This window comes from Thermophilibacter mediterraneus (assembly GCF_900119385.1).
GTDB classification, from domain to species: domain Bacteria; phylum Actinomycetota; class Coriobacteriia; order Coriobacteriales; family Atopobiaceae; genus Thermophilibacter; species Thermophilibacter mediterraneus.
In genome coordinates this window covers 189,094-207,039 of sequence record NZ_FPKO01000009.1, presented here as the reverse complement: position 1 = coordinate 207,039, position 17,946 = coordinate 189,094, and the positions used below count along the sequence as shown (strand labels likewise).

Annotated in this window: 35 protein-coding genes and 5 tRNA genes; 39 read left to right on the top strand and 1 reads right to left on the bottom strand. The window is 63.0% G+C overall.

From position 1 onward, the window contains the following. The 20 genes from BQ7106_RS05790 to BQ7106_RS05695 all read left to right on the top strand — a co-directional run bounded on the left by BQ7106_RS05790 (position 1) and on the right by BQ7106_RS05695 (position 7,241). Entirely contained in the window at positions 1–702 is a 702-nt protein-coding gene (locus BQ7106_RS05790) for a hypothetical protein (RefSeq protein ID WP_072372801.1), read from the top strand. Next, entirely contained in the window at positions 703–927 is a 225-nt protein-coding gene (locus BQ7106_RS05785; protein WP_072372798.1) for a Lar family restriction alleviation protein, read from the top strand. Further along, on the top strand, positions 914–1,246 hold the full coding sequence (locus BQ7106_RS05780) for a hypothetical protein (RefSeq protein ID WP_072372795.1): 333 nt from the start codon (positions 914–916) through the stop codon (positions 1,244–1,246). The genes BQ7106_RS05785 and BQ7106_RS05780 overlap by 14 nt, the downstream gene beginning before the upstream one ends. Further along, complete coding sequence (locus tag BQ7106_RS05775) at positions 1,243–1,440, top strand: hypothetical protein (RefSeq protein ID WP_072372791.1); 198 nt, start codon at positions 1,243–1,245, stop codon at positions 1,438–1,440. The genes BQ7106_RS05780 and BQ7106_RS05775 overlap by 4 nt, the downstream gene beginning before the upstream one ends. Further along, positions 1,437–1,682 carry a hypothetical protein gene (locus BQ7106_RS05770; protein WP_072372788.1) on the top strand — a complete coding sequence of 82 codons (246 nt, stop codon included), beginning with the start codon at positions 1,437–1,439 and terminating at the stop codon, positions 1,680–1,682. Before BQ7106_RS05775 ends, BQ7106_RS05770 begins: the two co-directional genes overlap by 4 nt. After that, complete coding sequence (locus tag BQ7106_RS05765) at positions 1,679–2,158, top strand: hypothetical protein (protein ID WP_072372784.1); 480 nt, start codon at positions 1,679–1,681, stop codon at positions 2,156–2,158. Before BQ7106_RS05770 ends, BQ7106_RS05765 begins: the two co-directional genes overlap by 4 nt. After that, a complete protein-coding gene (locus BQ7106_RS05760) occupies positions 2,158–2,442 on the top strand; it encodes a hypothetical protein (RefSeq protein ID WP_072372780.1) in 285 nt (94 codons plus the stop codon). Before BQ7106_RS05765 ends, BQ7106_RS05760 begins: the two co-directional genes overlap by 1 nt. Beyond that, entirely contained in the window at positions 2,442–2,684 is a 243-nt protein-coding gene (locus BQ7106_RS05755) for a hypothetical protein (protein ID WP_072372775.1), read from the top strand. Before BQ7106_RS05760 ends, BQ7106_RS05755 begins: the two co-directional genes overlap by 1 nt. Positions 2,685–2,734: 50 nt before the next feature. After that, positions 2,735–3,349, top strand: a complete 615-nt coding sequence (locus tag BQ7106_RS05750) for an HNH endonuclease signature motif containing protein (RefSeq protein WP_072372772.1) — start codon at positions 2,735–2,737, stop codon at positions 3,347–3,349. Beyond that, the gene (locus BQ7106_RS05745) at positions 3,346–3,531 is read left to right on the top strand and encodes a Rho termination factor N-terminal domain-containing protein (protein WP_072372769.1); all 186 of its coding nucleotides are present in this window, start codon (positions 3,346–3,348) and stop codon (positions 3,529–3,531) included. The genes BQ7106_RS05750 and BQ7106_RS05745 overlap by 4 nt, the downstream gene beginning before the upstream one ends. A 1-nt stretch (position 3,532) precedes the next feature. Continuing rightward, the gene (locus tag BQ7106_RS05740) at positions 3,533–3,808 is read left to right on the top strand and encodes a hypothetical protein (RefSeq protein ID WP_072372765.1); all 276 of its coding nucleotides are present in this window, start codon (positions 3,533–3,535) and stop codon (positions 3,806–3,808) included. Next, positions 3,805–4,017, top strand: a complete 213-nt coding sequence (locus BQ7106_RS10830; RefSeq protein WP_072372762.1) for a hypothetical protein — start codon at positions 3,805–3,807, stop codon at positions 4,015–4,017. The genes BQ7106_RS05740 and BQ7106_RS10830 overlap by 4 nt, the downstream gene beginning before the upstream one ends. Next, positions 4,014–4,334, top strand: coding sequence for a DUF4406 domain-containing protein (locus BQ7106_RS05730; protein ID WP_072372759.1), 321 nt, complete (start codon positions 4,014–4,016; stop codon positions 4,332–4,334). The genes BQ7106_RS10830 and BQ7106_RS05730 overlap by 4 nt, the downstream gene beginning before the upstream one ends. Positions 4,335–4,343: 9 nt before the next feature. Then, positions 4,344–4,775 (top strand): dUTP diphosphatase, encoded by a 432-nt coding sequence (gene dut, locus BQ7106_RS05725; protein ID WP_072372756.1) that lies wholly within the window; start codon positions 4,344–4,346, stop codon positions 4,773–4,775. Next, positions 4,776–5,432, top strand: a complete 657-nt coding sequence (locus BQ7106_RS05720; RefSeq protein ID WP_072372753.1) for a WDGH domain-containing protein — start codon at positions 4,776–4,778, stop codon at positions 5,430–5,432. Continuing rightward, positions 5,429–5,749: a DUF6440 family protein gene (locus BQ7106_RS05715; RefSeq protein ID WP_072372750.1), complete on the top strand. Its 321-nt coding sequence runs from the start codon at positions 5,429–5,431 to the stop codon at positions 5,747–5,749. The genes BQ7106_RS05720 and BQ7106_RS05715 overlap by 4 nt, the downstream gene beginning before the upstream one ends. Positions 5,750–5,877: 128 nt before the next feature. Next, positions 5,878–6,114 (top strand): DUF3310 domain-containing protein, encoded by a 237-nt coding sequence (locus BQ7106_RS05710; protein WP_072372747.1) that lies wholly within the window; start codon positions 5,878–5,880, stop codon positions 6,112–6,114. Beyond that, positions 6,111–6,626 (top strand): PDDEXK family nuclease, encoded by a 516-nt coding sequence (locus tag BQ7106_RS05705; RefSeq protein ID WP_072372742.1) that lies wholly within the window; start codon positions 6,111–6,113, stop codon positions 6,624–6,626. Before BQ7106_RS05710 ends, BQ7106_RS05705 begins: the two co-directional genes overlap by 4 nt. Then, complete coding sequence (locus BQ7106_RS05700) at positions 6,586–7,038, top strand: hypothetical protein (RefSeq protein WP_072372739.1); 453 nt, start codon at positions 6,586–6,588, stop codon at positions 7,036–7,038. Before BQ7106_RS05705 ends, BQ7106_RS05700 begins: the two co-directional genes overlap by 41 nt. Positions 7,039–7,040: 2 nt before the next feature. Continuing rightward, complete coding sequence (locus tag BQ7106_RS05695; RefSeq protein WP_072372736.1) at positions 7,041–7,241, top strand: hypothetical protein; 201 nt, start codon at positions 7,041–7,043, stop codon at positions 7,239–7,241. A 37-nt stretch (positions 7,242–7,278) separates the two neighbouring features. Here the strand turns inward: BQ7106_RS05695 and BQ7106_RS05690 are convergent, their stop codons facing one another. Next, complete coding sequence (locus tag BQ7106_RS05690) at positions 7,279–7,776, bottom strand: hypothetical protein (RefSeq protein ID WP_072372733.1); 498 nt, start codon at positions 7,774–7,776, stop codon at positions 7,279–7,281. A gap of 149 nt (positions 7,777–7,925) precedes the next feature. Between BQ7106_RS05690 and BQ7106_RS05685 the strand changes: the two genes are divergently transcribed. The 19 genes from BQ7106_RS05685 to BQ7106_RS05595 all read left to right on the top strand — a co-directional run bounded on the left by BQ7106_RS05685 (position 7,926) and on the right by BQ7106_RS05595 (position 17,946). Then, complete coding sequence (locus BQ7106_RS05685) at positions 7,926–8,183, top strand: hypothetical protein (RefSeq protein WP_072372730.1); 258 nt, start codon at positions 7,926–7,928, stop codon at positions 8,181–8,183. 230 nt (positions 8,184–8,413) lie between these two features. Beyond that, positions 8,414–8,503 (top strand) — tRNA-Ser (locus BQ7106_RS05680). Positions 8,504–8,506: 3 nt separating this feature from the next. Continuing rightward, positions 8,507–8,579: transfer RNA gene (locus BQ7106_RS05675), tRNA-Arg, on the top strand. Positions 8,580–8,583: 4 nt separating this feature from the next. Further along, positions 8,584–8,670: transfer RNA gene (locus tag BQ7106_RS05670), tRNA-Ser, on the top strand. 3 nt (positions 8,671–8,673) lie between these two features. Next, positions 8,674–8,747, top strand: a tRNA-Trp gene (locus BQ7106_RS05665). Position 8,748: 1 nt separating this feature from the next. Then, positions 8,749–8,822, top strand: a tRNA-Gln gene (locus BQ7106_RS05660). Between the two features lie 87 nt (positions 8,823–8,909). Further along, positions 8,910–9,116 (top strand): hypothetical protein, encoded by a 207-nt coding sequence (locus BQ7106_RS05655; protein ID WP_072372727.1) that lies wholly within the window; start codon positions 8,910–8,912, stop codon positions 9,114–9,116. Between the two features lie 5 nt (positions 9,117–9,121). Next, positions 9,122–9,535: a hypothetical protein gene (locus BQ7106_RS05650; RefSeq protein ID WP_072372724.1), complete on the top strand. Its 414-nt coding sequence runs from the start codon at positions 9,122–9,124 to the stop codon at positions 9,533–9,535. Beyond that, positions 9,525–10,808: a hypothetical protein gene (locus BQ7106_RS05645; protein WP_072372721.1), complete on the top strand. Its 1,284-nt coding sequence runs from the start codon at positions 9,525–9,527 to the stop codon at positions 10,806–10,808. Before BQ7106_RS05650 ends, BQ7106_RS05645 begins: the two co-directional genes overlap by 11 nt. Position 10,809: 1 nt before the next feature. Further along, complete coding sequence (locus BQ7106_RS05640) at positions 10,810–12,237, top strand: phage portal protein (RefSeq protein WP_083526933.1); 1,428 nt, start codon at positions 10,810–10,812, stop codon at positions 12,235–12,237. Then, on the top strand, positions 12,215–12,610 hold the full coding sequence (locus tag BQ7106_RS05635) for a Rho termination factor N-terminal domain-containing protein (protein WP_072372718.1): 396 nt from the start codon (positions 12,215–12,217) through the stop codon (positions 12,608–12,610). The genes BQ7106_RS05640 and BQ7106_RS05635 overlap by 23 nt, the downstream gene beginning before the upstream one ends. After that, a complete protein-coding gene (locus BQ7106_RS05630; RefSeq protein WP_083526932.1) occupies positions 12,603–14,288 on the top strand; it encodes a minor capsid protein in 1,686 nt (561 codons plus the stop codon). Before BQ7106_RS05635 ends, BQ7106_RS05630 begins: the two co-directional genes overlap by 8 nt. Continuing rightward, the gene (locus BQ7106_RS05625; protein WP_072372713.1) at positions 14,285–14,527 is read left to right on the top strand and encodes a hypothetical protein; all 243 of its coding nucleotides are present in this window, start codon (positions 14,285–14,287) and stop codon (positions 14,525–14,527) included. The genes BQ7106_RS05630 and BQ7106_RS05625 overlap by 4 nt, the downstream gene beginning before the upstream one ends. A 50-nt stretch (positions 14,528–14,577) precedes the next feature. Then, on the top strand, positions 14,578–14,874 hold the full coding sequence (locus BQ7106_RS05620; RefSeq protein ID WP_072372711.1) for a thioredoxin family protein: 297 nt from the start codon (positions 14,578–14,580) through the stop codon (positions 14,872–14,874). After that, a complete protein-coding gene (locus tag BQ7106_RS05615) occupies positions 14,871–15,275 on the top strand; it encodes a hypothetical protein (RefSeq protein WP_072372708.1) in 405 nt (134 codons plus the stop codon). The genes BQ7106_RS05620 and BQ7106_RS05615 overlap by 4 nt, the downstream gene beginning before the upstream one ends. Before the next feature lie 147 nt (positions 15,276–15,422). Further along, complete coding sequence (locus BQ7106_RS05610) at positions 15,423–16,067, top strand: DUF4355 domain-containing protein (RefSeq protein WP_072372705.1); 645 nt, start codon at positions 15,423–15,425, stop codon at positions 16,065–16,067. Beyond that, positions 16,067–16,513 carry a hypothetical protein gene (locus BQ7106_RS05605; protein WP_072372701.1) on the top strand — a complete coding sequence of 149 codons (447 nt, stop codon included), beginning with the start codon at positions 16,067–16,069 and terminating at the stop codon, positions 16,511–16,513. The genes BQ7106_RS05610 and BQ7106_RS05605 overlap by 1 nt, the downstream gene beginning before the upstream one ends. An 18-nt stretch (positions 16,514–16,531) precedes the next feature. Further along, a complete protein-coding gene (locus BQ7106_RS05600; protein WP_072372697.1) occupies positions 16,532–17,596 on the top strand; it encodes a major capsid protein in 1,065 nt (354 codons plus the stop codon). After that, a complete protein-coding gene (locus tag BQ7106_RS05595; protein ID WP_072372694.1) occupies positions 17,596–17,946 on the top strand; it encodes a hypothetical protein in 351 nt (116 codons plus the stop codon). Before BQ7106_RS05600 ends, BQ7106_RS05595 begins: the two co-directional genes overlap by 1 nt.

The window sequence follows — 17,946 nt, the reverse complement described above, 5'->3', positions numbered from 1 at the left end:
ATGGAGATCACTAAGAACGAGGTCAACGAGTTCCAGCGCGGCGTTCGCGAGCGCACCGTTCCCGAGGGCATGAGCTGGCCCATGTTCGAGGACGGCAAGGCCGTCGCCCTTGGAGACGCCACGGAGGACTGCAGGTGCGTCACGCGCATCTGCTTCACCAAGAAGGGCTTCTACTTCAACTCTTCGCACCGCAAGGGCCTGCGCCGCTACCGCTACGGCGAGGCGGTGAGGCGTCCGTGGACGCTCGATGCGGACGGCACAAAGACCACGGCAGGAGACATGGTTTGGGATCTCGCGACCGATGCTAAGGGAACCGTCTCTGAGGTATTTGGGGACGTCATCATCGTCAACGTAAACGAGGGTATCGTCCACGGGCCTGCGACGAGGTTCGTCCACGAGAAGCCCGTCTATACGCGGGACGGATTTCGCATCGTTGAGGGGTGCGAGGTCTTCTATCCCGACTACTACGACTTGAGGGTCACGGTCGTGCGGATTGACCACGACACCGATGCAGTTCTCTGCAAGAGCAAATGCGACACACGACTCCTCCCCGCCAAGCGTCTCGTTGCGAAGCTTCCCGATAGCTGGGAGCGGCTGTGGTTCGACATGGGCGTCGCCGACGGCGATGACCGCATGAACGGCATCGAAAAGGACGAGTTCATCCGCCGCGCCATTGCCATTGCCAAGAAGGCGGCGGTCTAGATGCACTACGACCTCAAGGGATGCCCAATTTGCAAGGGCGAGGCACGCATGGTGGTGAACATCCAGAGCTATTCGCGAGACGGAATCATCGCCTACGTGACGTGCCGTAAGTGCGGGCTCGCGACCAAATGCTTCTCGCAGAACACGCGAGACCGCGACACCAAGTTCATCGAGCAGGCTGCGGAAGCCTGGAACGAGAGGGGAGGCTCTGATGATCGTGCGTGAGTGGTGGTTCATGGGCATGCGCTGCGCGCTGCGCCACGGCGCGTTCTGGTGTCCGTGCGGCTACGTGATGCTGCCGGAAGAGCACCCGTGGCACTACCTGAAGGAATCAGAGCTTGACGAGCTAATCAACGTCCACGGAGGCGTGACGTTCCTGGGGAAGCTTCACGAGCTTTCAGACGATTCGCGGTGGGTCGGATTCGACATGGCCCACGCGGGCGACATGGTTGGCATGGTTCCCATCCGCACCGACGAGGAGTGCATCGAGGAGACCGAGAGACTGGCCGAGCAGGTTGCCCTGACCGGAAGGGAGACGAAATGAGCGAGCTGCAGAGGATGAGCGAGAAGGACGTCGCAAGGGTCGTCCGCATCCGCATCGAGGAGACCCGAAAGATGCTTGACGAGGCGATGAGGGACATGAGCGTCCCCGAGCCCGACTTCGTGGCGGCAAGCGCACATCTCGGTGCCGCGCGCGACGTGATGCCCTACATCGACAGGAACGGAGACGTGCTGTGAACGAGCAGATCAGCTACCGAGACCTCGCGCTCACCGCGCTTGGGTGCATGAAGAAGTTCGTCGCGTTCTTCTCGACGTTCAAGCCGGGACCGCAGAACAACCTCAAGGCCACCATGCTCATCGCCGAGTTCGTCAATAGGGCCGACTACATGGAGCGCGCAATTAAGGTGCTCGATGACCGCGAGGCGCGGGAGTTCATCAACCAGGTCGAGCGCGACCTCAACGGAAAGGACGAGAAGTGAACGTCATAAAGGCAGGAATCACCACGGCGCTCAACGCCCTGGCCGACAAGATCGTCACGTGCGGATGGGGTATCTACGGCCTCCTGAAGGACCGCTACGGAATGACGCCGACCGAGGCAGCGAGCTTCATCAACGAGGCTGCCCCCGAGCTGTGGGACGCGATGAGCGGCATCGGGGACTGGGAGAACGACGATGACGCCAAGCCTGCGGAGACCGTCTGGCAGGCGCTCTTCGGGACGCCCGAGCGCGCCGCCGAGACGCTTGCGGAGCGTGAGCGGGCGTGCACAGGCACCCATGTCGGCGTTGCGTGCTTCGGCTACGAGAACTGCAACGTCTGCCCTCTCAGCAACGGTCTCTGCACGGAGCACAGCGACGAGGTTGACATGACGAGCAGCGAGGCCGTTCTCGCGCTGCTCATGAGCGACTACCGCAAGACGCACGTGACCGAGTGCCGCGTCTACGGGGGTGATGAGTGATGGCGCTCCTGACGGACAAGATCAAGAAGCTCATCGACCACTACGACGAGCTTGCCGCCAAGTGGGCCTACGAGTACCAGGACAACGGAAAGCCCTCTTCGCAGAGGGCGTGGGAGCGGAACGAGGCCATCGCCGATGCGCTGCGCGTCGCGCTCGGTGCCCAAGAGGACAGGCGGCAGCTCACCGACCTGAAGATCGCGGTCATGGAGCTTGACGCCGACGGCCCGGACATTGCCGAGAGGGTCAAGAGCCTGCAGAGGCGCGTCAGCGAGGGGAATCTGTGATGGGGAAGGGAGTCTGCAGCGACCTGAACACCCACCTGCTCGCCCAGCTCGAAAGGCTCAGCGACAAGAACCTCAAGGGCGACGAGCTGAGGGACGAGATCGACCGCGCGAAGGCCGTGGCCAACGTCTCCGCTCAGGTCATCGCGAACGCTAACGTCGCGCTCAAGGCTTTCAAGATGAAGGACGAGGCCATGGACGCCAACGCCCGCCTACCGAGGATGTTCAGCGGGGGCGATGCCTGATGGTCGCGCTTCCTACAACCACGGTCATCGAGTGGCGGAAGCGACCCGATATGTTTGAGTTCATGCGCTCCTTCATCCCCGGCCACACCGAGCCTGAGATCCGCGCCGAGTTCCTTGCAAGGTTCGGAATCGAGCTGACAGAGGGACAGATAGCCAACTTCAAGACACGGTTCGGCATCAAGTCAGGCACCCACGGCGGACGCTTCCAGAAGGGACGCAAGTCCGAGACCAAGGGCCGCCCGCAGAGCGAGTGGATGAGCGCGGAGGCCATCGAGCGCACGAGGGCGACGCGCTTCAAGAAGGGCAACATCCCGCACAACACGCGGGAGGTCGGCGAGGAGCGCGTGACCGTGGACGGTTACGTCGAGGTCCACGTCGCGCAGTGCCGACGCGAGAAGCATAACGACCAGTGGGTTCTCAAGCAGAGGCTCGTCTGGGAGCAGCACCACGGCATGCCCGTGCCCGAGGGGTGCAAGGTCATCTTCTGCGACGGCAACAGGCGCAACTTCGACCCAGAGAACCTGCTGCTTGTCACGGACGAGGAGCTTATGCGGATGAACTGGGAGGGAGCCGGGTGGTCAGACAGGGAGACGGCGGAAGCTGCCAGGGAACTCGCCAGGGTGCGCTCCGCCATCTCGAAGGCTGAGAGGAGGGCGAAGCAGTGAGCGAGGACAGATGGGACGCCATGCGCGCAGACCTGCAAAAGCTGACCGTCAAGCAGCTCCGCCAGATAGCGAAAGACGAGGGAATCTGCCTCGGCTACGCGGCAAGCCGCAAGGACACGACCATCGACCAGATTGTCGGCAACCGGCGGTACCGCGCGCTCTACGCGTCGGACGAGGCGTGAGATGAGCGGATACGAGGGCATGCCCCAGTGCTTCGGAGCCGAGTGGGACATCAGCGAATGCAAGGGCTGCATCTTCTTCGATGAGTGCTACATGGCATCGGACATGGCCAGGAAGAAAGAGACCGGCGGCGCGGAGCGCACCTACACGAGGGAACAGCTCGCCCACCACGTCTGGCGCATGCGCGAGAAGTCGGGGTGCACCTACGGAGAGATAGCCAGGGCGATGCGCGTGAGCACCGCCGAGGCGAGGCGTCTCTACAAGGAGGCCATGAGGTGAGGTGCATCAAGAGGCCGAGGTTCGCCCAGTTCCGCCACTACTGCTTCGAGTGCGGGCGCTGGGACAGGGACTTCGAGTACGAGCGCGAGTGCTCCGAGATCTGGAACGGGTACGAGCCGGAGCCGCGCGGCAAGTGCGGCGCTACCGGAGCAACGACTGGCTGCTACAGGCAGGCATGCCCGAACTTTATTGGAAGGAGAGGGCTTTGAGGCTCTACATCATCGGCCCGGTATCGGGCCACGAGAACGACAACGTTGACACCTTCGAGGAGGCGCGGGACAGGCTCAAGGCGGCGGGCCACAAGGCGACCATACCGCACGAGAAGATCCCCGCAGGCACGCCCTGGCGGCAGGCCATGCGCATGAGCATCCGCGAGCTGCTTTCGCTGTGGAAGGGAGAGCCGCGCTACGAGGGCGTTGCGGAGCTTCCCGGAGTCTTCACGTCAAAGGGCGCGCGATGCGAGCGCGGCATCTGCGAGCAGCTTGGAATCCCGCACAAGACGGTTGACGAGTGGATCAACGGATAGGAGACAGCAATGACGATTCTGAACGTGAGCATGACCGAGGACGCCGGGTACGTACCGGAGTACGCGCACGAGGGCGATGCGGGGCTCGACCTCCGCGCCGTGGAGGGCTACCTGATCCCCGCAGGCAAGAGCGCCATGGTTCGCACCGGCCTGCGCGTTGAGATCCCCGAGGGATACGTCGGCCTTGAGTTCCCGCGCAGCGGCCTCGGCAGCAGGGGCATCACCATGCGCAACGCGGTCGGCGTCATCGACAGCGGCTTCCGTGGCGAGGTTCTTTGCCCGCTGTGGAACACCACGGACAAGCCCTTCGAGGTCGCGCCCGGTGACAGGGTTTGCCAGCTCGTCATCATGCCCTACGAGCGTTGTGAGGTCGTGGAGCGCGCCGAGCTTTCTGACAGCGAGCGAGGCGCGGACGGCTACGGCTCGACGGGGGTGAGGTAGATGTCTTCCGACATGGTGGCCGGTGATGAGCGCCGCGAGATTGCTGCAGACCTGCGCATGGCAGCAGAGCAGGGTCAGCCGTACACCGAGCCGACGCTCGCATGCTTCGTTCGTGCCGATAGGTTATCGAGCATCTGGGACCGCCTAGCCAGCCTCATCGAGCCGGAGAAAATCACCGGAGAGACCAGCGACGGATACCACACGTTTGACGAGCTCTATGACCATCGCGCGAAGCTCTTCTCCGTGATAGTGCGAGACCACCGAGAGATTGCGTGGAAGTCTATGCTTCACCACGACGGCACGATGTACGACGGGATGTTCATCGTTGGCGTCGAGACACCGGACGGACAGGCGACGTATCACTACGATGTTGATCCTTACTGGGCGCTGTTCGACTGCGCGGAACTCGAACGCGCGCCCGAGTGGGATGGACACACTCCGTCTCAGGCTATCGACCGAATAGCAGCTCTAAGTCTGGCATGCGACCGCGAGGAGCTGCTGTATCTGGCAAAGAAGCTTGATGCCAGGGCAACCGACTTGCTGAAGCTGAACTATCTGGACCATAGCAGGCAGAGGAAATCGGCTCGACGGGAGCATGCGAGGGATCTCATGGCTGTGTGCAGCCGCATCCGAGAGCTGTGCGGGGTGGTCGAATGAGCATCCGTGACGGCATTAAGCTCGGAATAGGCGTTCTCGTCGTTGAACTAGCGTTTGCGGTCATCAGCCTGATGTGGAACGGAGGAAGCCACTTCGCTACGACCAAGTACAGCACGTGGCCGAAGTCCGCAGAGTTCTATCAGCTTTCTACCGGACAGGACAGATTCTCCGAGCACGAGACGAACTTCGAAGCTGTGACCGTGGTCGTTGACCACCAGACAGGCGTCGAGTACCTGCGAACACCGGATGGCATCTGCCCGCTCCTGGACGTCGATGGCGAGCCGCTGCGCGAGGCGGAGGCTGGTGCCGATGAGTAGGGCATCCGAGCGGGTCAAGTCCGCGCTGTTCGTCGTGCTCGCCCCAGTCTACCTTCCGATTCTGCTGTCGCTGTGCGTGGTCCTCGGCGTCGGAATCTACGTAGAGGACAGGGTTAGGGGGTGGCGTCGTGACTCCTGAGCACTACAAGGGCAAGCACACCATCGACAAGCAGGAGATCGTGATGAAGGGTCTCATTCAGCATGGAATCGACCCGTGCAGAGCGTTCTCCGCAGTGACCGCCCTGAAGTACTTCGACAGGGCGGGCGACAAGCCGCACGAATCGACGCTGAAAGACCTTGCCAAGGCGTGCAACTACCTGAGCCGCGCAATCACCGGCAAGTGGCCATGGGAGGAGGAGAAATGAGCGGCGGAATCAAGGCGGGAAAGCGGTTCGAGCAGAAGTTCCGCGAGTGCATGGAGCCGCACGCCTACGTGCTCCGCATTCCTGACAGCGTGCGCTTCGTCGGCGGACACATGATAGGCGAGGAGACTGACGCAGATTTCCTCGTGGTCACCGGCGAGGACTCCTATCTCGTGGAGTGCAAGGCGGCGAACCGCCCACGCCTCGACTACGGCAACGTCAAGCCGCACCAGGAGGCGGCGCTGGCGGACTTCGATGCCATAGGCGAGCGTTGTCACGGGATGCTCGCGGTGGAGTTCTACGACAAGGAGACGTACCGAAGGGCGCACCGGATGTTCCTCCTACCCATCGTGAAGTGGCTCGACTTCAAGGCCGATTCGGGGAGGAAGTCCATGCCGGTATCGGCTTTCGAGGAGCTTGGCAAGGAGTTGCCGTACGTGGGCGGCGGATACGTTTTCGACGGGAGGTGGTTCCGTGAGGCTGAAGCTGTCGCGCGAGCAGAAGATCGCGCATAGGTTCCTGAGCAGCTTCCACATGGTGGCCGACAGGATGGACTCGTCCATCGAGTGCCTTGAGCGGGCGGAGTCCGCGCGCACGTCCATCTCGGCGAGCATCGGCGCGATGAGCTTTTCCGGCGAGCAGCACGACAAGATGCTCAACGCCATGCTGCGCATGGACTCGGCCATCGATGAGATCGGCGAGCTTGCGGACGGCTACAGCGAGCAGTTCAAGGAGGTCGAGGGCTACGTGAGCGCGGTGCAGCGCATCGACCCGCAGGCGGGCAAGGCGCTGCGCAAGGTGTACATCGAGGGACTTTCCGCCAAGGAGGCGGCGGCCGACGAGGATTGCGCCAAGAAGACGGTCTACGAGTACCTGAAGAAGGGCCTCGACCTTACGTTCATCCTGCTGAGCAGGGAGGAGGAGTAGCGGTGAAAGTCATGCTTCAGACGTCGCTCGACGGCTGCCCGGAGCACTGCAGGAACTTCGACCTCAATTACGCCGTGAACGAGATCTCGCCGACCTTCGACGGAACGAGGCTCGGCGTGATGGTGCAGGTCGATTGCACGCACTGCGACGTGTGCAAGCTCAGGAAGGGTGAGCCGGACGGCAGCATCAGGGAGATCTGCTGACGCAAGAAGAGGGGCGGCTGGTTGCCGCCCCTCTCGTCTACAAGTCCTCGTGGTTCTGGATGACTCTGACTTTCGTCGGGGGAATCGAGTGGTCGTAGAAGTCGCAGGTGTCCACCTGGACGATTCTGCGCGCGTAGCTCATGAACCGCTCGTTCGACTCGTTGCGCGAGAGCGCCGCCGTGGCGAAGTCGCGCGCATCGTCAAGATCCTCGAACAGCACGGTGTGCCAAGCTCCGTCCTCGTTGTAGCAGTACTCGAAGTCGTACTGGACCTCCCCGGTCGTGTCGGGGATGGCCAGCGCGCCAGCCCTCAGCGGGCTTTCGCCGGTAACGTCGGATGCGGCGGACGCGATGGCCTCCATCGTGACGTTCATGGCCTCGAATGCCGCATCGCCAGCGGTCATGCCCTTCTGGATGAGGCTGTCGATGTAGCAGGACATGACGTACCCGATTTTCTCGGGCGTTGCGTCGGCCATGAACTCCCACACGGGGAGCGCCTGAGCCTCGTCAAGCACATGCGAGCTGGTGTTCTTCATTGTGTCCTCCTTATTAGCCGCCAAGCTGATGACCTCAGATTACACACAATTAGGTGTACACACAATTAGGTGTAGACATGCACACGGATTGCACACAACTGCAAGCAACGCAATAAGGTGTATACTGCGGCGGAGAGCAAGGAGGTCGCATGGAGGCATACGAGGCGCTGAAAGAGGCGGGGAACAGGGTTGGCGTTCCGATGTACAAGATCGGGCGCGCCCTCGGAAAGCCCGACAGCTACGTCAGCAACGGCATAACGAGAGGTAGCAGCCCCCGCTGCGACACCATGGCCAAGATGGCGGGCGTGTGCGGCTACGGACTCGCGCTCGTGCCCATCCAGGACATGCCGGAATCGGCGCTCGTCATCGGAGAGGACGGCCCGTCTTCAAGTGTGGAAGATGTGTGAACCTCGCAAGGTAACAAAAGGTAAAAACTTTCCTGATATGGTGTAAACGAGGGATTTGAGGGGCAGCAGGGCACCGCAAGTCCTTTTTTCATATCGGTGGAACTTGGCCGCTGCGCGTCGAACGCGCGGTGGCCATTTTTCATGCGCCTCGTGGGAAGGCGCTCGATACTGCGCAAGCTGTCATGCGCGGGCGGGAGACACGCAACCCCGCCCTTCAATGGCGGAGCAACGGAGGATTGGCAGAGCAGACGAATGCGGCGGGTTGCTAACCCGTAGGGCGCAAACGCGTCCCGCAGGTGCAAATCCTGCATCCTCCGCCAGAAGGCATCGTAGCTCAGCGGATAGAGCGTCGGATTCCTAATCCGAAGGTCGCGGGTTCAAGTCCCGCAGGTGCCTCCCCGGATGGGTGGCCGAGCAGCAAAGGCACCGGTCCCGAAAACCGGCTGTGCGAAAGCACTTGGGGGTGCGAATCCCTCCCCATCCGCCACACAGGCCATTAGCTCAACGGCAGAGCGGCGGTCTCCAAAACCGCAGACGGAGGCTCGACACCTTCATGGCCTGCCACTTCCCCTTAGTTCAGAGGTAGAACTCCGGAGTCTGGTTCCGGCGACCGTGGTTCGATTCCACGAGGGGGAGCCATATTCGCATGTAGCTCAGTCGGTAGAGCCGCAGTGTCGCGGGTTCGAGTCCCGCCGCGCCGATCTAGACAACTCAGGGGGTGAGCGCATGGTAACGCTCGACTACATCAGGGCAAGCGCGCTTGCCCACTCTCACACAGTCGTGGGCCGCGCCTTCTGCAAGGCCCTCGGCATCAAGCCGAAGCGCAGCACGGCAAAGCGCGGTAACGCCGCGCTCGTGGCCGAGGAGCGCCGCATGCGCGGCCTCCGCTGGTGCTTCGAGAACCACGGCAGCCCGATGGACAGGGGGAGGTGAGCGACGTGGCGAACGAGCAGAACCTGATCAAGCCGACGCGCGACCGAACGGCGAAGCAACGACGAGAGAGCGCGCGAAAGGCGGGCAAGGCTTCCGCTGCCAAGCGCAGGGAGCGCAAGGCCATGCGAGAGATGGCTCGAATCGTGCTCGACATGCCAGCGGGTAAGGGAAAGCTCGCCGACATCGAGGCGCTGTCCATGGACGAGACGCTGGAGGCTAACCTAACCGTTGGCCAGAAGGCGGTGCTCGCCGTGGCCAGGAAGGCCGTCGAGGGCGACGTCGTGGCGCTCACCTTCCTCCGTGACACAGCTGGCGAGAAGCCCGCCGACAAGGTGGAGGTGTCCGGCGAGGTGGCCGCTGCGGCAAGCGACATCCAGCAGATGATCGCGTCCGCCAAGGAGAAGGCAGATGGCCGATGAGCGCCAAGACCTCATCGACCTCATCTACCTCCACCCGACAGAGATTGCTAGAAGGCTCGGCTACGACAAGCTGACCGAGCTGCACGACGCGTGGATTCGAGCCATGGTCTTCGGCGACGATGACGAGACGCTGCAGGCGCACCGTGGCTCCTACAAGACCACGTGCATCGCTATCTCGCTGGCGCTCATCATCCTGCTGTTCCCGGAGCAGCGCACGATCTTCATGCGCAAGACGGACACGGACGTCGCGGAGGTGCTTGCCGCAACGTCCAACGTGCTCAAGAGCGCCTACTTCCGCTCGATGTGCCAGACGCTCTACGGCATCGACCTCGCGCTCACCAAGGACACCACGACCGAGGTGAGCACGAACCTCGTTCTTGGCGTCTCCGGCGCGGCGCAGCTCCTCGGCCTCGGCTGCGGCGGCTCGCTCACGGGCAAGCACGCCGACCGGGTTTTCACCGACGACATCATCAACATCAAGGACCGCGTGAGCGCGGCCGAGCGCAACAGAATCAAGCTCATCTACCAGGAGCTGCAGAACATCAAGAACCGTGGCGGCCGCATCTTCAACACGGGCACGCCCTGGCACAAGGACGATGCCTTCTCGCTCATGCCGAACATCGTCAAGTACGACTGCTACAGCACGGGCCTCATCGACCGCGACGAGCTGGCGAAGATAGAGCGCAGCATGAGCGTGTCGCTCTTCGCCGCGAACTACAAGCTCAAGCACATCGCGGACGAGGAGGCCATGTTCAAGGAGCCGCGCTACTTCGGCGACCCGCGCGAGCTGCACGACGGCATCGGCCACATCGACGCCGCCTACGGCGGCAAGGACGGCACGGCATTCACGGCGCTCGCCAAGACGCCGGACGGCTGGCGCGCCTACATCAGGCTTTGGCCCGAGAGGCATGTCGATGACTGCCTGCCCGAGATTCTGCGCCTGTGCAAGGAGCTTCGCATCGGCACGATCTTCTGCGAGAAGAACGCCGACAAGGGCTACCTGCGCAAGCGAATCATCCGCATGGGCCACCCGTGCCGTGGCTACACGGAGAACCAGAACAAGTTCATCAAGGTGAGCACCTACCTGCGCGCCGAGTGGGCGGGCCTGCGCCTGCTCGACTGCGACGCGTACCCGCTCGACGCGGAGGCTGTGAACCAGGTGCTCGACTACAACGAGAACGCGGAGCACGACGACATGCCCGACTCGCTGGCATCGGCGATAAGGGCGTACGGCCAGCGCCCGCAGATCAGGGGATTCAAGGAGGGGGTGTGACATGACCCACGAGTTCCACAGCTTCTACTACGACCAGCTCGGCCAGGAGCCCGTAAGCGACGACTTCACGCTCCCTGCCGGGACGGTGATGGACGCTACGCTCCTGCAGCGCCTAATCGACGCCCACCGCGAGAACCACCTGCCGCGCCTGCGGTACCTCGGCGAGGCGTACGAGACGCACTACGAGATCTTCGGGCGTCCCAAGAAGGAGCCGTACAAGCCCGACAACCGCCTCGCGGCCGACATGGCATACGACATCACCGAGACCTTCGAGGGCTACTTCATCGGCGTCCCCGTGGACGTGAGGCACGAGGAGGACGCGAAGGACGCCTACCTGGCCGACTACATGGCGCGGAACCACCAGGAGGACACCGACGCCGAGCTGAGCAAGATGTGCTCGAAGTTCGGCGTCAGCTACGAGATGTTCTACCAGGATGACGAGGGCCGCCCGCGCAGCGTCGCGGTGAGCCCGCTCACGTCGTTCATGGTCTTCGATGACTCCGTGCTGCACCGCAAGATCTACTTCGTGCGCTACGCATACGACGAGGAGAGCCGCATCGTCGGCAGCTTCTCGGACGCCACGAAGGTCTACCACTTCGACAGCGCGAGCGGCACGCTCGAAATCGGCGAGGCTGAGGACCACTACTTCGGCGACGTGCCCGCCGTCCAGTTCGTGCAGAATGGCGAGCGGCGCGGACTCTATGAGGGAGTTCTGAACCTCATCGAGGCTTACAACCGCGTGCTTTCCGAGAAGGCCAACGACGTCGAGTACTTCTCAGACGCCTACATGGTGGTCGAGGGCACGAAGCTCGATGAGGACTGGAAGGCCGATCTCCGTGAGTACAAGCTCATCAACCTGTGGGACTCGGGCGAGGGCGGCGGCGCGCCGAAGGTCTACTTCCTGCAGAAGCCGGACGCCGACACCGCGCAGGAAAACCTCGTCACTCGCCTGGAAAACCTCATCTTCAAGCTTTCCATGGTGCCCGACATCACGGACGAATCCTTCTCAACGGCATCGGGCACGGCGCTCAAGATGCGCATGATGCCGATGAACAACCTCGCCCGTAACAAGGAGCGCAAGTTCGTGCTCGGCATCCAGGAGCGCCTGCGCCTGCTCGCCAACTACCCCGACAAGCCCTTCGAGGGCGATGACTGGCAGGCGGTGGAGATCACGATGCACCGCAACATGCCGCAGGACGTCGAGGCCGAGGCGAGCGTCGTTCAGTCCCTGTCCGGCATCGTCTCCCAGGAGACGCTGCTCGGGCTGCTGTCGTGCGTGGACGAGCCCAAGAAGGAGATCGAGCGCATGGCAGATGAGAAGGAGCAGCGGGTTCAGTCCTCTGTGGTGGAGGGCTTCCCGACCAACCGCCTGCCTGAGCAGGCCATGACGGAAACGGAGGAGACAGATGAAGGCAACGTACAGCCCTGACAAGGAGGGCATGAAGCTCAACGTCCGCAAGGAGCCGGTCCCCGGCTCTAAGGTCGTGCGCCAGATCTCGGCGGGCGACTACGACGCTGAGACCGTCGAGCACGGCTGGGTCAGGTTCGCCGACGGCTACGCCGACGCGCGCTTCCTCGTCGTGACTGACGGGAGGCATGCCATCGACGCTGACGAGCGAAAGCCCATCGAGGAGCCGAAGGAGGCCGAGAAGCCCGCCGCCGACGATGACGAGCGCGCCGCGCTGAAGAAGATGACCAATCCGCAGCTCTACGACCTCGCGGAGCAGAGCGGCATCCACGTGGCCAAAGGCAGCACCAAGGCCGAGCTGATCGACGCCATCCTCGCGGGGGCCGATGACTAGGGACGCCGACTACTGGGCAGGCCGCCGCAAGGAGCTGCTTGCGCAGATGGAGGCCGACGAGGAGCGCCTTAACAAGCGCCTCGCCAAGGTCTACGACAGGCAGGCGCGGCAGCTTGAGCGGGAGATAGCGGCCTACTACCAGCAGTACGGCGAGCAGAACGTCATCCGCTACCGAGACCTCCTGCACGACCTGTCCGACACCGACCGCAAGCTGCTCATGGAGCGCATGGACGACTTCGCGGAGAAGTACCCGCAGTACGCCGACCTCATGCCGGTGCGCGAGTCCATCTACAAGCTGAACCGGCTTGAGGGCATCCAGACGGCCATCCGCTTGCAGCAGCTTGAGATCGGGGCCATCGAGCAGGAGGAGCTTGACGAGCACTTCAAGAAGCTCGCCCAGCGGTCGGCCAACCTGACCGCCGAGGAGATGGGCTTCGGCAAGGAGTTCTACAGCATCGACTCGCAGCTCGTATCCGCGACCGTCGGACGCCGATGGTCCAAGGGCGAGAGCTACAGCGAAAAGATCTGGAACAACCGTGAGAAGCTTGCCGCCTACCTTAACGATGACTTCGCGCAGATGGTCGCGCGCGGCGACTCCTACGAGAAGGCAGTCAAGGCGCTCAAGGAGCGGTTCGAGGGAGTGTCCGAGCGCGACATCCGCCGCCTCGTCTTCACCGAGGGCACGTTCCTCACCAACGAGGCGCAGGCGCAGGTGCACCAGAGCGAGTACGAGTACTACGCGCTGGCGTGCGCCGACGCAAGGGCGTGCGAGGTCTGCAAGGCGCTTGAGCGCGAGCAGCTTGCGCACCCGGCGCGCTTCGATGAGCGCGAGCCCGGTGTGAACTTCCCGCCCATGCACCCGTGGTGCCGCTGTGGCTACACCATCGAGGTTCCCGACTACGAGGAATGGGAGGCCGAGTACGCCTCGCGTCACGGCTCGACGCCGCCGGAGAGCGCGAAGGTCGAGCGCGGAAGGTCCATGCCCGAGATAGCCGGAATCAATCCGGGAGCGCCGATGAGCCACGATGACGCGGACAGCGGAAGGGTGAATCCGCACTTCCTGGAAGGAAGGGAGTGGCAGACGAACTGCCAGTCGTGCGTCGTTACGTACGAGGCGCGGCGCAGGGGCTACGACGTCGAGGTCCGGTCCCGGTACGGCGGCATGGACGAGCTTGCGCGCGACGCGAGAATCGCATGGAAGAACCCCGAGACCGGGGAGCGCCCAGAGTTCATGCAGGACACGTCCGTCAAGACGGCGAAGCAGTGCTACAAGTGGCTTGAGAAGGTCATAGAGAAGGGAAACCGATACGAGATCCGGTTCAACTGGAAGGGCCGGAGCAGGATAGGCCACATCGTGTGCATATCCAAGGACAGCTCGGGAACCCTCGTGATGTACGACCCCCAATGCGACCGGTCGTATCGCGGCGAGGACATCGTGACGAAGGTCTACACCGCAGAGGAGATCGAGCGTCGCAAGCTCATCTACGGAGAACGGTCCGTCCGAGGCAGGAAGACCACGGAGACCAGAAACGCCCTGCTAGAGTATCTTGAGCGCCTGAAGTATACTGAGACGTGGCATGGGAGAAAATACTCATGTGCACCGAAGGCGCTGCGGGTCGATAACATGGAGATTGACATCGACACCGCGAACAAGATCATGAGGGGGGTGGAGAGATGACGCTGCGAGAGGTCGAGAGGTACGCAAGGTCGCAGGGCTACGACGGATGCGAGCATGCCGGAGAGTGGAATGGGTTCGACGTGTACGAGCCGACAATCGCCGACATCCCGCCCGGAGAGTTCGTGTGCACCGGACCGCCGCTCGTGATTCTCGTATCCGGCGATGACGCAAGGATGTCAACTCCGGACGAAGCGTTCGCAGTTCTCGACAGCCTCTATCCGACGGAAGAGGACGAATAACCAAGTCAGGCCCCGCAAGGGGCCTTTTTCATGCCGAAAGGAGGTGCCAGTTGCGACATCTCGTATACCTCGGCAACGCGAACTGCCAGCCTTGCCGGGACTACAAGGAGCGCGTCATCGACCCGCTCATCGAGAGCTACCCTGACGCAATCGAGGTGCACGCGCGCTACGACGCGCGCTTCGCCCAGGCGAACGCGCTCATCCCCGTGACCAAGGTGCCCACGATCATCGTGGAGCACAACGGCAAGGAGGAGTTCCGCTTCTCGGCCATGATTGACGAGGAGCAGCTTGAGGCCATCATCACGCACGAGGGCGAAGTTCTGACCCTTGAGGACGTGATTGCATGAAGTTCGACGTCATAGGCGGCGGCGCGCTTCCCGAGCTTGAGATAAGGCTCGTGCACTCCGAGAAGAAGGCGCGCAAGGCCATTCGCAGGCTTGAGGGCAGGGAATACGAGGAGGACTGGAAGAGCCTCGTCGGCAGGCAGGCCACGACCTCGTTCCTCCGCGTCCCCGGCAGCGAGGAGACCATCTACCTCGTGTGGATGACCCCATGCACAGACTACGACGCCGCAGTAGACGCGTCGCTGCTCGCCCATGAGTCGGTGCACGTGGCGCGCCACTACCTGAAGAGCTTCGGCGAGGAGAGCCCCGGCGAGGAGCTGCTTGCCTACGTCGTGCAGGACATATCGCTCTACCTCATCGAGCGGCACTTCAAGTGGAAGAAGAAGCGCATATCCAAGCAATGAGACGGCCCCGGCAAGGGGCCTTTTTCATGCCGTCCGAGCGTTGACGACGTTAAAAGCCACGGAGCGTGCAGGCGTGGACCACGTAAAAAGCTACGGCTCGTGCAGGCATGGGCCACGAAAAACCCTATGGAAGCGAAGGAGACACCGATGACCAAGGCACAGCTCGGAATCGACCCCAACGACGTCGAGCCCACGGGCATCGACCCGCAGGGAACCGAACCCGCTGGTGACGGCGGCGAGGGCGAAGGCACTACCGGCGAGGGCGGAGACGCCGCGACCGGCGAGGCCAAGTACACGGATGACGACCTTGACGAGATCATCCAGAAGCGCCTCGCACGCGAGCGCGCAAAGATGGAGCGCGAGATTCGCAAGCAGATCGAGGACGAGGCCGCTGGCAAGCAGACCGAGGCCCAGAAGCTTGAGAACATGACCGAGCTTCAGCGCGCCAAGTACGAGGCCAAGAAGCTCCGCGCCGAGAAGGAGGCGCTTGAGCAGGAGCGCGACCTCACGCAGCAGACCGCAATCGCGCGCCGCGAGCTTGCGGCCGCCGACATCAACCTCGGCGATGACCTGCTCGCGATGTTCGTGAGCGCGGACGCCGACAAGACCGGCGCGGCCATCGACCAGCTCAAGGAGCTGTGGCCCAAGGCGGTCAACGAGGCGGTTCAGCGTCAGCTCAAGCGCGAGATCCCCAAGGCCGACCCGAAGCCCAACGAGGTCAGCTTCGGTGCCGCATTCGCACAGAAGTACAGCCAGACAAAGACAGCCAACCAGAACGGAGGGAAGGAATAATGCCTTTCTACACTTCCGAGCAGTTCGGCGAGAGCCTGAACATCCTTGAGAGCGAGGTCGGCCTCGTCACCAAGACGAAGCAGGCCACCGCAGACATGGCCGACGATGACGGCATCGTCAAGGCGGGCACGCTCTTCGGCGGCGGCGACGTCTACACGCCCGTCGCGGAACCCGGCAGCGAGAACCCCAGCGCCAAGGGCTGGTACGAGCTTGCCGACGGGGAGTACACCCTCTCCGAGGACAGCAGCCCCCAGCCCGACGCCACCTACTACGCAAAGAGCACGGCTCCGGTCGAGGGCGTCGTCCTTGAGGACTACGACATGACCGCAGACGCGGCCTACCCCGTGGCCGTGGTCGTCGCTGGCCGCGTCCGCGCCGACCGCGTTTCCAGTGAGGCGCTTGCGCAGAAGGAGACCTTCGCCAAGCAGGGCCTCCACCTCGTCTAACAGAAAGGAGCGAGCAAAATGCCTAACACCCTCTCCGGCCTCATCACCGAGAAGGAGCTTCTGGACTTTAGCCAGAACTTCGCGGTCGCCCGCAACTACACCGGCAGCCGCTACTTCCCCGACCGCAAGACCCAGTACATCAAGCAGGAGTACACGCGCCTGTGCGCCAACGGCAACCTGCCGCAGGTGGCCATGGTCCACGCCTACGACACCGAGGCGCACATCGCGTCCCGCGTGCCCTTCGAGCGCGTCAGCGTCGAGGAGCTTCTGATCAAGGAGAAGATCAACCTCACCGAGAACGTTGCGAAGCTCACCCAGGGCATGGCGATGGACATGGACTCCACGCGCAACTACGTCTTCGATGACATCGCCCGCATGGCTGAGATGGTCGTGACCCGCGCCGAGATGGCCAAGGTCGATGCCATCGCCAAGGGCAAGGCGGTCATCCAGGAGAACGGCCTCGACTTCGTGGTCGATTACGACGTCCCCGACGAGAACCGCGTCTCCGGCGATTGGAGCGACGCCACCGCCGACGTCCTGGGCGACGTCAACGGCTGGGTGGACACCGCCGAGAAGAACGGCTCCACGCCCAACATCGCCATCACCTCCAAGGCCATCGTCCAGAAAATCAAGGCCAACCAGACCATCCAGAAGGCCATCTTCGGCACCAGCGGCGTCGGCATCCTGCCAACCATGGCCCAGATCAACGCCCTCTTCTTCGACCAGTTCGGCATCACCATCGTGACCGACACCGACAAGTACGGCGTGCTGAAGACCAACGAGAAGGGCGAGCCCTACGTCGAGCAGCGCAACTTCTTCCCCGACGAGGCTTTCGTGGTCACCGCCACCGGCGCTGACGGCACTCTCGGCACCGGCCTCTGGGGCGTCACGCCCGAGGAGCGCGAGCAGGGCGGCGCGTTCGACAGCAAGCGCCAGAGCCAGTTCGTGACCGTCACCACGTGGGACACGCCCGACCCTGTGGCCACCTGGACCAAGGCGAGCGGCCTCTTCGTCCCCGTCCTGCCCAACCCGTACGGCCACGTCATCGCGACCGTCACCACTGCCGACGACAGCGAGGGCTAATGGACGTCGGCGCGCTCAGCGCCCGCGTCAAGACGCGCTACCTCGACGGCGAGGAGCTTCCGAGCGACGCCGCCATCGAGGAGATGCTGCGCACGGTCATCGACAGAATCACGATCCGCATGGAAACCGCAGACGAGCTGCCAGCCATGGTCGGCTCCATCGTGGTCGATGCGGCCGTGAAGGCACTGCGCCTGCGAGGCTTCGAGGGAAGCACCTCCGAATCGGCAGCGGAGGGCGGGTCGGTGTCGAACAGCTTCATCGATGACATCCTCGGCGAGTACGACGAGGAGCTTGCGTCGCTGAAGCGGACGATGAACCGAGGGCGCAGCGGCATCCGCTTCTTCAGGTAG